Below are 13,590 nucleotides of genomic sequence, written 5' to 3' on the forward strand. Positions count from 1 at the left end.
CTGATTACCAAATCCAGATACATTGGTTTGTCAAAAAGTGGTGTTGCATATACGGTCGCATGTTCGTAAGTACCAATTTTCTCAACGTCTTCCAAATCCCCTGCTCTTAGATAGAGCGTATGATTGTTGACCCGCAAAATATCATAGTATGAGCTGGATCTCTTCATGATCGGTTGATTGCTGGAGAGATCGTTATAGGCCACGAGGGTCATGTGACTATCTATGACCAGAACTATATTAAAGGAAACTATTAGGATCAAAACCAGGTCGAACGCTTTCAAGATGGACTTGATCATTATGTTTTGTCTTCTGACCGCCTCCTGAGCACGACGCTTTGCAAAGAGCTTAGCTTTCCTTCTCCAATCATCATAGGCGTGATCCTGAGCGTTATAATCATAAGCAGGAGCTGAAGCTACCATTGGTTCAGGCCTTGGTCCTACATCAGTTAGAAATCGATAGGCTTCATTGATCTCAATAAATTTTTCACGAGCGTTTTCATTCCGACTTACATCCGGGTGATATTGCTTGGAAAGTCTTCGATAGGCTTTCTTAATCTCTATTTCAGTAGCTCCAGGTGCTAGGTTTAGCACTTCCAGATATTGATTATTCATTAACCAAAATTAGACAATATTAGCATCTAAACAGTCTCTAAGAATTTAAGCACTGCCCGCCAGATATTCACTGTACTTCCCTATACTCGATCACTGTTGAGCATTGAATGTCCATGCCCTACGTTTTTAGAAATATGGATAGATAGACCTGCTTTTTTGGCCAAATCAAATTGATCCTGCACATAATAAATTTTCATCTCTCTGTCCGGACGGATCATAATTCCTTTGCCCTTCAGCTTTGCTAAAAAAAAAAACCTGGTTCGATGAATCAGGTTTTTGAAATAATTGTATATCGCTACCGGACTAATGCGCCAGTGTTTTTTCCTTACGTTTTTTAAGTTGCCTTCTTAGGCCTTCTACAGCCTCATCTACGCCAGCTTCAAATGACTTCGCCTGCTCCTTCGAAAATACCTGGGCACCAGGAATATTCAATTTTATCTCTACGATCTTATTATCCCTTGCGCCGTCTTTCTCGACTTTCAATATTACCTCTCCGTCTATGACTCTATCATAGAATGTTTCTAGCTTGTCAACTTTCTTTTGAATGAAATCAACTAATTTTTGATCTACGTCAAAATGAAGGGAATGAAACTGTAACTTCATAAGATTTAATTTAAATGTTAAAAAATAATTTATGCCTTTGGATGTGCCTGATCAAAAACTGATTTCAGTTTGTCCAAAGAATTGTGCGTGTATACCTGTGTGGCAGCCAGACTGGAATGACCCAGAAGATCTTTAACTGCATTGAGGTCTGCACCGTTGTTTAATAAATGTGTTGCGTAAGTGTGTCGCAGCACGTGAGGGCTCTTCTTGTACACTTTAGAAATGTATCCCAAATATTTTTGTACGATCCTGTATATCATCATTGGATAGCATTTATTACCCTTGTCGGTGACCAGGAGCCAGTCCGCTCCAGCTATATCCTGTCCCTTTAACTTTTCATACGCTTCTATTAGCCGTATGTTGCCCATAGTCAATGGTATTATCCGCTCTTTATTCCTTTTGCCCAGAACCTTAATGCTCTGATTAAAATAGTCGACGTCCGATGATTTTAGATTTATCAATTCTGATAGCCGAATGCCGGTACCATAGAGAAGTTCGATGATTAATTTATCTCTCATACCCTCCAATGTATCTGGAAATTCGACTCGGTCGAGAAGATTATCCATTTCATCTTTCAGTACAAATTCGGGAAGCGATTTTGCCGTCTTTAGCGGGCGTAATTTAGTAGCGGGGCTCTCTGAGATTATTTCCCTTTTCAGTAAAAACTTATAAAAGGACCGTAAAGAAGCTATTTTTCTGTTAACGGATCTAGGATTAATTTTAGCCTCTATCAAGGATATCATCCAGGCGCGAAGCATTTTGTGGTTTGCCTCTTCGAGGGTTAAATCCAAATCAATACATTCCAGATAATCCTGAAACTGAAGGAGATCAGTTTCATAAGCACTCACGGTATGAGTGCTGTATCTTTTTTCTTGCAGGAGGTATTTGAGGAATGGTTTTATCATTAGTACAACCTTGGATAAGGCTATACTAACTTATAAAAAACCAAGCACAAAAACTACTTAAACTAGTAGTTTTCTTTGGCGTACATTTTTTGCTTGTAAGCCGCTTTTATCAATTGAGTTCTTCTAGACACAGATGGCTTTTCGAACGCAGTTCTTGATCTCAATTGCTTCAAAACACCAGTTTTTTCAAACTTCTTTTTGAATCTCTTAAGAGCTCTATCAATCGATTCGTTTTCTTTTACGTTAATAATCAACATTATCTTCTATTTTTAAACGGGCTGCAAATTTATGACACTTGTCATTAATTCACAACCTGTTTTCATAATTATCTTAATTAATTTCTTCTATTTTTCGAATAGGGTTCGGGAGATCACCAGTTTTTGTATTTCAGAAGTGCCCTCGCCTATGGTACAAAGCTTTGAATCTCTATAGAATTTCTCTACAGGGAAGTCTTTTACATAACCGTATCCACCAAATATTTGTACAGCATCATTCGCTACGCTTACTGCAGTTTCTGACGAATGTAGTTTAGCCATGGCAGACTCTCTGTTTATCTTTTTTCCTTGGTTTTTAAGTTCTGCAGCTTCCTTGATCAGCAATCGAGATGCCATTACCTGTGTGGCCATATCAGCGATTTTGAATGAGATCCCCTGAAATTTAGAAATTGACTGATTAAACTGTTGCCTTTCCTGAGCATATGCCACTGCTGCATCCAATGCCCCTTGCGCAATCCCAAGTCCAAGTGCCGCGATAGAAATTCTACCGCCATCCAGAATTTTGAGTGCCTGGACAAACCCTTCACCTACCTCTCCTAGCAAATTTTCTGCAGGGACACGGCAATCATCAAAAATCATTTCTGCGGTTTCCGAAGCCCTCATTCCAAGTTTATTTTCTTTCTTGCCACCGGTGAATCCAGGAGTTCCTCTTTCCACAACAAAAGCTGACATCCCATGCGAGTCGCCTACTTCTCCAGTTCTGGTCATCACCACAGCCACGTCACCGGAGATTCCATGAGTGATGAAGTTTTTTGTACCATTGATTACCCAGTGATCTCCATCCTTTACCGCAGTAGTTTTCATATTGCCTGCATCAGAACCAGTATTCGGCTCGGTAAGACCCCAGGCCCCGATCCACTCACCACTTGCCAATTTGGGCAGCCATCTTTGTTTCTGCTCTTCATTTCCAAATTGCATAATGTGACCAGTACATAGTGAGTTGTGGGCAGCAACTGAAAGTCCGATTGACCCATCCACTTTAGCTATTTCCGAGACTACAGTGACATATTCATGATAACCAAATCCTGCGCCTCCGTACTCATGTGGTACCAAAACACCCATTAATCCTAATTCGCCTAGTTTTTTGAATAACGAAATAGGAAACTCCTGGCTTTCATCCCACTTCATTATATTAGGTCTTACCTCCTTTTCACAGAAATCTCGAAGCATTTCTTTGATCATTTGGCAGTTTTCTGCAATCAATTCTGGCGTATTTTCGCTAATATTATTCATCTTATCTTGTTGGTTATCAATAGTTAATAGCAATATTAAAATATTTTTTCGCTAATTATACTCTTAGATTTAAATAATGTTTTGGCATTAATTAAAAATGTTAGAATAAGCATTCAAATTCTTCTTTGTCAATCTGTCTATTTAGTTCCGCTTATTTTATGCTCTTGCCGATGGATATTAATAGCAATCAGCTTAGATTTGCGGCTTAAATTTTTACCTAGAATATGAAAATTGCTGTAGTAGGAACCGGATATGTAGGATTAGTAACAGGTACTTGTTTCGCAGAAACAGGAAATCAGGTCACCTGTATTGACATTGATGAAAAGAAAGTAGAAATGTTGAAGAACAAGATCATGCCCATTTATGAGCCTGGCTTGGATCTCCTCTTCGACCGTAATATCAAACAAGGCAGATTGCACTTCACCACTGATCTGGCTGAAGGAATCAAGGGTGCAAAAATTATTTTCCTGGCACTTCCCACACCTCCCGGAGAGGATGGTTCGGCAGATTTGAAGTATATCCTGGGTGTGGCCAATGACCTCGGTCCACTTCTAGAAGAATATACTGTGATCGTAGACAAAAGTACTGTACCCGTGGGCACAGCAGAAAAGGTAACAGCCAATATTAGCAAAGGAGCCAAAGTAGATTTCGACGTAGTTTCTAATCCAGAGTTTTTGAGAGAGGGAGTAGCGCTAGACGATTTTATGAAGCCTGATCGAGTGGTAATTGGCACATCTTCTGAGCGCGCTAAGAAGATTATGGATGACCTATACTCTCCATTGGTAAGACAGGGTAATCCAATCATAGTAATGGATGAAAAATCAGCTGAGCTCACAAAATATGCTGCCAACTCATTTCTGGCTACCAAAATTACATTTATGAACGAGATCGCCAATATGTGTGAGCTCGTGGGTGCAGATGTAGACATGGTGCGAAAAGGTGTCGGTACCGACTCAAGAATTGGCAAGAGGTTTTTGTTCGCAGGGATAGGGTACGGTGGAAGCTGCTTTCCTAAAGACGTACAAGCACTGGCAAAATCAGCAAAAGAGGTTAATTATGATTTTGAGATTCTTGATGCCGTAATGAACAAAAATGAGTCTCAAAAAATGAAATTGATCGAAAGGATCAAATCATTTTATCATGGGGATCTCACGGGCAAAACTTTTGCTGTGTGGGGATTAGCGTTCAAACCGTATACAGATGATATCAGGGAAGCGCCATCTTTGCTCAACATCAAAGAATTATTGGCTGCCGGTGCCACCATAAAAACCTATGATCCGGAAGCCATGGAGAACGTAAAAGAAATATTTGGAGATCAAATTCAATTTTGTAATGACGAATATGATGCCGCCGAGGGAGCTGACGCCCTATTGATAATGACTGAATGGCCGGTATTTAGAACGCCTGACTTTAACAAGCTAGGTTCGACTCTCAAAAACAAGTTGATTTTTGATGGACGAAATCTTTACAATACCGACACAATGGCTGAGCTGGGGTATACTTATCACAGTATAGGTCGTGCTACTGTAGGCGACAAATAAATGAAACAAACAGGGAATTTCAGTCATTTCAAAATTTAACATGGAATGATTGAAATTCTTACAGAGTTTCATCTGACCACTAACATTCTAAGATAAACAGATGAAAAACATACTCGTTACCGGTGGACTTGGCTTTATTGGCTCCCATACTTGTGTAGAACTAATCCACTCTGGATTCAATCCAATTGTAATTGACAATCTTGACAACTCTGAGATTTGGATTAAAGATCGAATTGAAAAAATCGTTGATCGTTCTATAGTATTCTATCAAGGAGATTGTCGTGATGAGAATTTGCTCAGAACTATTTTTAAGGAGAATAGTATCAGTGGAATAATTCACTTTGCCGCGCACAAGGCGGTAGGTGAGTCGGTTCAACAACCTTTGAAATACTACGACAATAATATTGGAGGGTTAGTCACAGTCCTAAAGGTAGCGCAAGAGAATAACTGTTCCAATCTGGTCTTTTCATCGTCTTGCACTGTATATGGAACTCCAGATCAACTGCCGGTAGATGAATCAGCTCAAATCAAAACAGCAGAATCTCCATACGGAACTACCAAAATCATTTGCGAAAAAATTATTCAGGACCTAGTCCGCGCTAACAAAGACTATAAGTCTATTTTACTTAGATATTTCAATCCGATTGGGGCGCATGAATCTTCATTGATTGGAGAGCTACCACTTGGAGTGCCTAGCAATCTTGTCCCATACATCACTCAGACGGCAGCTGGATTGAGAGAAAGTTTGACTGTGTTCGGCAGTGACTACCAAACAAAAGACGGAAGCTGCGTCAGAGACTTTATTCACGTGACTGATCTGGCTAAAGCTCATATCAAAGCTTTGGACTTCCTGCTTCAGAAAAACGAAGGCACCTGTGAGGCCGTTAATATTGGAACTGGTCATGGAAACACTGTATTGGAACTCATCAGTACCTTTGAAGAGGTCAGTGAACAAAAACTGAATTACGAAATTGGAGCAAGACGCTCAGGCGATGTGGAAGCTGTATATGCTGATTCCAAAAAATCTCGGAGCCTTCTAGGCTGGGAAGCTGAAATCAGCTTGGAGAAATCTCTTTTAGATGCCTGGAACTGGCAAAAGACTTTAGCTAAATAGTATTATGGACAAAAAAATACTTTTTACTGGTGGTGCAGGGTTTATTGGCTCACATGCCGTGAAGTATTTTGTAGATAAATTTCCTGATTATCAAATAGTCAATCTTGACAATCTGACCTATGCCGGAAATTTGGAAAACCTCGAATCAGTTGAGGGAGCTAGTAATTACACTTTTGTAAAAGGCGATATCTGTGATGAGGCAATGGTTCGATCCTTATTTGAAACCTATCATTTTGATAGTGTTATTCACCTGGCAGCAGAATCGCATGTGGACAGGTCGATTGAGGATCCACTAGCTTTTGTGCATACAAATATAATCGGGACGGTGAACCTGCTTAACATATGCAAAGAATTTTGGGGTGATTACCTTGATGACAAGCTTTTTTATCATATCTCTACCGATGAAGTTTATGGCTCATTGGCAGAAGGAGATTTTTTTTACGAGACGACTGCCTACGATCCGAAATCACCTTACTCAGCCTCTAAAGCTAGCTCAGATCATTTTGTGAGAGCCTATAGCAATACCTACAAGCTGCCAGTTGTAGTCTCTAATTGCTCTAACAACTATGGCCCTAATCAATTTCCAGAGAAGCTGATCCCTCTTTGTATTCAAAATATCATTGACCATAAGCCGCTACCTATTTACGGCAAGGGAGAGAACGTAAGAGATTGGCTCTTTGTGCATGATCATATTACAGCCATTGACGCCATATTTCATAGAGGTAAAAAAGGTGAAACTTACAATATAGGTGGATTTAATGAATGGAAAAATCTTGATTTGGTCGTTTTGCTTTGCAAAATCATGGACAGAAAACTTGACCGGCAACCCGGCACAAATGAGGCATTAATCACTTATGTGAAAGATCGTGCGGGGCACGACATTCGATATGCGATCGACTCAACCAAGATTTCTGAAACACTCGATTGGCAACCGTCACTTCAATTTGAAGAAGGTCTCGAAAAGACTGTTGACTGGTACCTTGAGAATCAAGAATGGCTTGACCACATTAAATCAGGTGCCTACAGAATAAATAATAGCAATTTTAAATAGCTCGTTTGGTATTGGCTTACAATAGTTTCTAATTTGGTGTTTATTTGAATCAATTTGTTACCTATGGAGATTTCATCGGAAGTTGTACTCAAGTCACTAGCTATTCATAAAATTACTGAAGATGATGGCCTGGTGTCTTCAAATCAGGCCATAACCGTAGAGGACGAGGATCTCAATCAATTGTTGGTAAAATTTTTCTTCAAAGCCTTCAGAGCAGAGGAGCGTTACCGATTTGGACACGAGACCTCACTCGAATACAATGAGATTTTCAGCTTTGTTAGTGAGATATTTGATGCTCCCGGAAAATTGCACGAAAAGTCTGTCGAAATCTCCAAACATTTGTATGCCAACTCCAGAAATCAAAATATTAAGGATGGAGATGTAATGGTCACCTACTTTGAAGACTGTGTAGTAGGCGATGAAATTACCGACGCTGTTGGCATCTTCAAAGTAGAAAATAAGGATACCTACATCAAGATCATGGGTCACGCTGGCGTCTTTGACATTACCAGTGAAGAAGGCATCAGTATCAACAAACTGGATAAGGGACTAATTGTTTTTAATACAGATCAAGAAACAGGCTATCAATGCCTATTGGTAGATAAAACCAACAAATCTGGCAATGCCCAATACTGGCAAAATGACTTTCTCAACGTCGAACCATTCAACGATGAGTATTTCAAAACTCAAAATGTAATTAACAACCTACAGGAGTTTGCCCAAGAAGCTTTTGCTGGGCAAACAAAAACAGACAAAATTGCTTTTGTCAATGAATCGATCGACTATATGAAATCCAAGGATCACTTCGATAGCTCTGATTATCAGGAGGCGGTGCTCCAGGCTCCTGAATTGATCGAGCATTTCGAGAACTTCAGAGAGAAGAAGCAGGAAGAGCAGCCAGAAATGGACCTGGACACCTTCAATATTTCAAAACCCGCAGTCAAAAACACGAAGCGATTCATTCGGTCCGTAATAAAACTGGACAAAAACTTCCATGTATATGTACATGGCAATCGCCAAAATATTGAAAGGGGATTCGATGAAAACAGGCGACAAAACTTTTATACACTATATTTTGAAAGTGAAGAATAAAAAAAGGAACATTTCTGCTCCCTTTTTTATTCTTTCTTAATATAGTTCTAGCTCTCAGCCTGTTCATTTGCCGACTTCACATTATCGTTTGGATTCCGATCTATCAATTTGTTGATCGGATCTATTCCAGCCTTGATAGGCTCTTCATCCAATAGGAGTTTTATCGTGTTTTCGCCAGCTTGTATTTTATGCTTTTTAAGATAGATTAGTCTATCCTTTTCTCCTTCGGTGGGTTTTCCAAATACACCTATATCTACCCAGTCTTGCATATCGATTTCGGAAGTATTGCCTAAGCTGTCTGCTCTGATTTTTTTAGCTTCATAAGTTAAATTCAATTCGAATCGATCATCCGCCAATTTTTTGAAGGTCACATTTTTAGCTTTATTTTCGAACAAGGTTATGTTTTCAAACATGTCGTCGATTATATATTGAAGACTGTCGGGAGTCACCTCGCGAAAATAACTGATGAGCATATCAGATGTGACATAAGGATTCTCTTGATATGCATAATCATTTATGAATCTTTTGAGCGCAGAATTAACACTATCCTCTGAAATATAATCCTGGAAAGCGTACATCACTAATGAGCCTTTTCTGTAGTGAATATAACCTTGACCCTCTACCAATTCCAGAGGCCGTTCTTGCAAGGTCTCTGATTTTCGTCCACGTAGATATCGGTCAAGCTCATGTTTCAAAAACTTCTGCATCATCTCCGGTGGATATTCCTGTTTCATAACCATGAGTGCGGAATACTGCGACATAGTTTCTGAAAGCATGGCATTGCCTTGTACTCTGGCCTCTGTCACTTGATGTGCCCACCACTGGTGAGCCAATTCATGAGAAGTAACATAATAGGCCATATCCACATCATCTTCTTCTATCTTTAGATTAAACCCTATGCCTTCAGAAAACGGGACGGTATTGGCAAATGACTGTGCAAAATTAGAATACCTGGGAAACTCCATAATTCTCATTTGAGAGTACTGATAAGGGCTATAGTGACGACTGAAATAGTCAAAAGACTTCTTCATGGCATTCATCATACGATCCAAATTGTACTCATGCCCTTGATGATAGTAGATTTCCAAATCTACAGAATCCCCTTCTGCACTCACCCAGACATCCTTTTTTACATCATAGCGTGCCGAGATCATTGAAAAGAATGGCAATATGGGCTTATCCATTTTATAGTGGAAATATTTTCGCCCGCCCTCTAACCATTGATCCTGAAGATAGCCTGGAGCTATAGCTATTTGATCCGGAGAGGTACTCATTACAATTTCGAAATTGACTCGATCAGCATCATCTGTGAGCAATGACATCGACCTCCCTCGTGGATCATCTCTTTCAAGCATTTTCTCCTTTTCGGGTAAATCCTGCTCTTTTCGCTTGTCAATTTCTGTTAGCTCATAGCGTTCATTGTATCCAAAGGATGGAAACATGAAATTATTGAAAAATGTACCGTTGTATACCACACTGGTATTGGATCCACTCTCTACAAATCCTACCGTTTTGAATTCAACAGTCCAATTCATCCAAATAGAGTCTCCCGGATTCATCGGACTATTTAGGCTGTAGATAGTGTACTTAAATTTATCAAAGGATTCCTTCACTTCGGCACCGCCTTCAAATTCCAACGCTTTAATCTTCAGGCTTTGATCAGCTCCAGCTTGTATATGAATATCAGAAATAGTTTCATCTGACTTATTGGTTATTAGATATTTTCCTTCGGCAAGAAAGTCTCTTGTTTCAGGATAAACATCCACCTTCAAACTGATATCTACAATTTTTGGCTGAACGAGCGTTACATATTTTTTTAGCTGTTTTTCATAGGCAGCCTGCTGCTCATCTTGCTCATCGCTCGTACTATATTCATTCAAGATGTTAGTATTATAATAAATATAACAGCCTGACAAACCAAAAATCATAAACGACCCAAGAATAAACGTTACCACGGGTTTAGTCAATCTGAGTCTTCCAATTTTAAATCTTGTGCTTAGCAAGGACTCTGATCCTCGCACAGCAAAAAAGATGGCTGCCGCCATTAGCAAACAAGCAAATCCGAACCAATACAAATCCAACCAAGAAAAGGAGGTGATATAATGGCCGTATCCATTCATGTCTGAATAAGTACCGAGATCTGCCGAGCCAAATTGAAACATGCTATGCTCCAACCCAAGGGAGGATAAAATACCTGTCGTAATAAAAAACAAAATGATCATAGCATGACCGAGAAATTTATTGTTCACCATTACATGAATAAAAAAGGACAGCATGGTAAATAAGGCCAGAAAAGAGAATGTGTTAGAAAATAAAAAAGAGAAATAAAGCCCTATTTCATAATTGTAGTAGCCTTTGGCGGTCTGAACAATCACACCCGAAAAAATCAATATCACGATCAGAGCACTGTAGACCAGTAACATCCCAAAAAACTTACTCAATAAATTCATGGCGTCGGTGACAGGCATAGAATCGTATATTAAATCCATTTTGACTGCTCTCTCTTTCCATATCAATTCTCCAGAGAAAAACACCACAATAATGACTAGAAATATACCGAATGAACCACCAATCAATTCTAAAACAGCGTAAGTGCTTGCATAAGTATTGGCGCCATACAATCTGTTCATATTAGTAGAACTGATGAATATTAATGCGAGGCCGCTAAGCACGATGCCTAAAAAAGTTACTTCTTTAGTAACTATTTTAAAATAGAAAATGGTTTGCTTAAATAGCTGCATCAATACCGCTCCAAATGAGAATGAACGAGAAACTTTTGGTATATCAACCGTGACATTTTTTGTTTTCTTCTCTACCAACTCCTTCTTCCTTCTTGTAAACCAAGGCGTACGAACCACATTAAAACTAAACCCATAATAGGTAGCCGCTAAACCAATTATACCTAAGGATATCCACAGTATCCGATTCCACAAGAATGCGCCTTCCATAGGGAGCAACAATGTATTTTGTTCGGCAACTGTCCAGTACTGAGTCATGTATCTCACCGTACTTGATGCCATCGGATCTACAATGGCGGCCATAAATTTATTATCAAGGTCTCCTGTGAAATTGTTTGCGATTCTATAAATGACAAAAAAACCAATTCCCTGGGTGTATACGGCCAGCATATTTCTACTCAACGCACCACTAGCAAAGAATAATACTCCTGTGAAAAATAGGTTGGGAACAACAACCGTGAAAAATGGCTGCCAATAATTCCAGGCATTAAATGGCAATAGTTTTTCAGCGTCTCTGCCTGGCCACCAAGTACCTCCCAGGCCAGGCCAAAATTCACCTACCATAAAGCCAATACTGACCCCGCTGGCTATAAGTATCAAAACAACTAATGACCCGGCAAATCGGCCGAAAAGATAATCTCGTTTTTTAATTGGATTGCTAAAAATCAGCGACTCAGTGCTGTGCTCAAAATCTCTCAGCACGGCTACGCCCATTACAGCTGAAGCAATGAACATGACGATTAAAAACATATTCATCGTCATAGCAGCCAGTACCGCTGGAGCATTCTCTTTAACCATGGCATTCGCACCACCCACCCTGACAATATCTGTCGTCATGGCGAGGAAGCCCATCAAAAAAAGTATTCCAAAATAGATATAAGTGGCTGGTCGCTTCGACCTATACTTAATTTCGAATTTGAATATTTCAAAAAACATATCTTAATATTTTATAATTCGAATAATTAAACTGCTTCAACTTCTTGCTCAACGGAGTTCTCAGTTTGCTCAGAACTAAATATTTGAGCAAAGTAAACGTCTTCGAGATCTGCGGATACTGATTCAAAAGAGCTGTCAGGTAGATCATCGGCAAAAACATGAATTATAGGTTTTCCCGAAATCAGTTTTTCTGACACCACTTTATAGTTTGCCTTGTAATCATCAAGCTCAGCTTTCTCAACGACCTTCTTCCAAATCTTTCCTTTTAGGGTCTCAATGGATTCCATTGGGTTTCCTTTTAAAAGCACCTCACCTTTATTTATTATCGCCATATCGGTACATAGCTCCTTGACATCATCGACTATATGAGTTGACAAAATCACGACTGTGTTTTCTCCTAATTCGCTTAGTAAATTATGAAACCTGTTTCGTTCGGCAGGATCAAGTCCAGCAGTGGGCTCATCTACGATGATCAGCTTTGGATCACATAGTAAGGCTTGTGCAATTCCAAAACGTTGCTTCATACCACCTGAGAAGCCACCTAAGTTCTTTTTCCTGGCATCATATAGATTCGTTTTGTGGAGCAAAGAAGATACTAATTCCTTACGTTCAGATCGGTTGGTCACTCCTTTGAGAACAGCCAGATGGTCCAGTAGCACTTCAGCAGATATTTTTGGGTAAACCCCAAATTCCTGTGGCAAATAGCCGAGGATTTTTCGTACTTCATCTTTTTGTGTAAGCACATCTATATCACCAAACATGATTGATCCTGTATCTGGTTCTTGCAAAGTGGCCAACGTTCTCATCAAACTTGATTTACCAGCCCCGTTCGGACCGAGAAGTCCAAACATTCCGGTTTCAATTTCAAGATTAACATTTTTGAGTGCCTGGACACCATTTGCATAGGTTTTGGACAGGTTTTTAATTTCAAGTTTCATAAGTCAACAATTGGTTTTCAATAAATGTATGATTGATTAACGGTAGCTCTTCTGGGCTGGGCACAGAAATTTAACCGAACACTGATAAGTATCCAAAAGGGGTAATTCCTTACAAAATGAATTTAAGAATTTACTTTAAGAGAAGATTTCTTCGAGCTTTTCGTTTGTGAGTGGCTTACTTACAAAACCAACGATATCTTCGTTGCTGTCTGCGCGGTCTATGTCAGATTGGATGACAGAGGAAGTCACCATATATAGGCTTACTTTTCCTTTGACCTCTTTAGAAATGTGTGCATAGTCTTCGAGAAAACCCCAGCCGTCCTTTACAGGCATATTGACATCCAGCATAACCAAATCAGGCACGCTACCATTTCCTTTGCCTTCCTCAAGACTTCTAAAAAAATCGATCGCTTCCTGTCCATTATAAAAATTCAGAATATCACATTCGATATTCTTCATCTCGATTTGCTTCTTAATGATAAGTTGGAAAACTTCATCATCGTCAATTACCGCAATTTTCTTTTTCTCGCTCATTTACAATAATTCCTAAAAA

General features: G+C 39.5%; 11 protein-coding genes and 1 pseudogene. 4 read left to right on the forward strand and 8 right to left on the reverse strand.

From position 1 onward, the window contains the following. Positions 1 to 440 precede the first annotated feature (440 nt). The 5 genes and pseudogenes from ABJF11_RS05990 to ABJF11_RS06010 form a co-directional block, all read right to left on the reverse strand. A pseudogene (locus tag ABJF11_RS05990) lies at positions 441 to 611 on the reverse strand (DnaJ domain-containing protein); the annotation flags it as partial. Between the two features lie 303 nt (positions 612 to 914). After that, positions 915 to 1,214, reverse strand: coding sequence for a ribosome-associated translation inhibitor RaiA (gene raiA, locus ABJF11_RS05995; protein WP_348118769.1), 300 nt, complete (start codon positions 1,212 to 1,214; stop codon positions 915 to 917). A 29-nt stretch (positions 1,215 to 1,243) separates the two neighbouring features. Next, positions 1,244 to 2,119, reverse strand: a complete 876-nt coding sequence (locus ABJF11_RS06000) for a tyrosine-type recombinase/integrase (protein ID WP_348118770.1) — start codon at positions 2,117 to 2,119, stop codon at positions 1,244 to 1,246. 62 nt (positions 2,120 to 2,181) lie between these two features. After that, positions 2,182 to 2,376, reverse strand: coding sequence for a 30S ribosomal protein S21 (gene rpsU, locus ABJF11_RS06005; protein WP_348118771.1), 195 nt, complete (start codon positions 2,374 to 2,376; stop codon positions 2,182 to 2,184). Between the two features lie 87 nt (positions 2,377 to 2,463). Beyond that, on the reverse strand, positions 2,464 to 3,627 hold the full coding sequence (locus ABJF11_RS06010) for an acyl-CoA dehydrogenase (protein WP_348118772.1): 1,164 nt from the start codon (positions 3,625 to 3,627) through the stop codon (positions 2,464 to 2,466). A 224-nt stretch (positions 3,628 to 3,851) separates the two neighbouring features. On the opposite strand from ABJF11_RS06010, the gene ABJF11_RS06015 reads away from it, so the two are divergent. The 4 genes from ABJF11_RS06015 (at position 3,852) to ABJF11_RS06030 (ending at position 8,425) form a co-directional block, all read left to right on the forward strand. Beyond that, positions 3,852 to 5,168, forward strand: a complete 1,317-nt coding sequence (locus ABJF11_RS06015) for a UDP-glucose/GDP-mannose dehydrogenase family protein (RefSeq protein ID WP_348118773.1) — start codon at positions 3,852 to 3,854, stop codon at positions 5,166 to 5,168. A 100-nt stretch (positions 5,169 to 5,268) separates the two neighbouring features. Beyond that, positions 5,269 to 6,282, forward strand: coding sequence for a UDP-glucose 4-epimerase GalE (gene galE, locus ABJF11_RS06020; RefSeq protein WP_348118774.1), 1,014 nt, complete (start codon positions 5,269 to 5,271; stop codon positions 6,280 to 6,282). A 4-nt stretch (positions 6,283 to 6,286) separates the two neighbouring features. After that, the gene (rfbB, locus tag ABJF11_RS06025; RefSeq protein ID WP_348118775.1) at positions 6,287 to 7,333 is read left to right on the forward strand and encodes a dTDP-glucose 4,6-dehydratase; all 1,047 of its coding nucleotides are present in this window, start codon (positions 6,287 to 6,289) and stop codon (positions 7,331 to 7,333) included. A gap of 63 nt (positions 7,334 to 7,396) precedes the next feature. Further along, positions 7,397 to 8,425 carry a nucleoid-associated protein gene (locus tag ABJF11_RS06030; RefSeq protein WP_348118776.1) on the forward strand — a complete coding sequence of 343 codons (1,029 nt, stop codon included), beginning with the start codon at positions 7,397 to 7,399 and terminating at the stop codon, positions 8,423 to 8,425. Between the two features lie 47 nt (positions 8,426 to 8,472). Here ABJF11_RS06030 and ABJF11_RS06035 read toward each other — a convergent pair whose 3' ends face one another. From ABJF11_RS06035 to ABJF11_RS06045, 3 genes are all read right to left on the reverse strand, one after another. Beyond that, the gene (locus tag ABJF11_RS06035; RefSeq protein WP_348118777.1) at positions 8,473 to 12,099 is read right to left on the reverse strand and encodes a M1 family aminopeptidase; all 3,627 of its coding nucleotides are present in this window, start codon (positions 12,097 to 12,099) and stop codon (positions 8,473 to 8,475) included. Between the two features lie 26 nt (positions 12,100 to 12,125). Beyond that, on the reverse strand, positions 12,126 to 13,037 hold the full coding sequence (locus ABJF11_RS06040; protein WP_348118779.1) for an ABC transporter ATP-binding protein: 912 nt from the start codon (positions 13,035 to 13,037) through the stop codon (positions 12,126 to 12,128). 135 nt (positions 13,038 to 13,172) lie between these two features. Next, positions 13,173 to 13,571 (reverse strand): response regulator, encoded by a 399-nt coding sequence (locus ABJF11_RS06045; RefSeq protein WP_348118780.1) that lies wholly within the window; start codon positions 13,569 to 13,571, stop codon positions 13,173 to 13,175. Positions 13,572 to 13,590 lie beyond the last annotated feature (19 nt).

The sequence above is a fragment of the Reichenbachiella sp. genome (genome assembly GCF_039941815.1).
Classification (GTDB): domain Bacteria; phylum Bacteroidota; class Bacteroidia; order Cytophagales; family Cyclobacteriaceae; genus Reichenbachiella.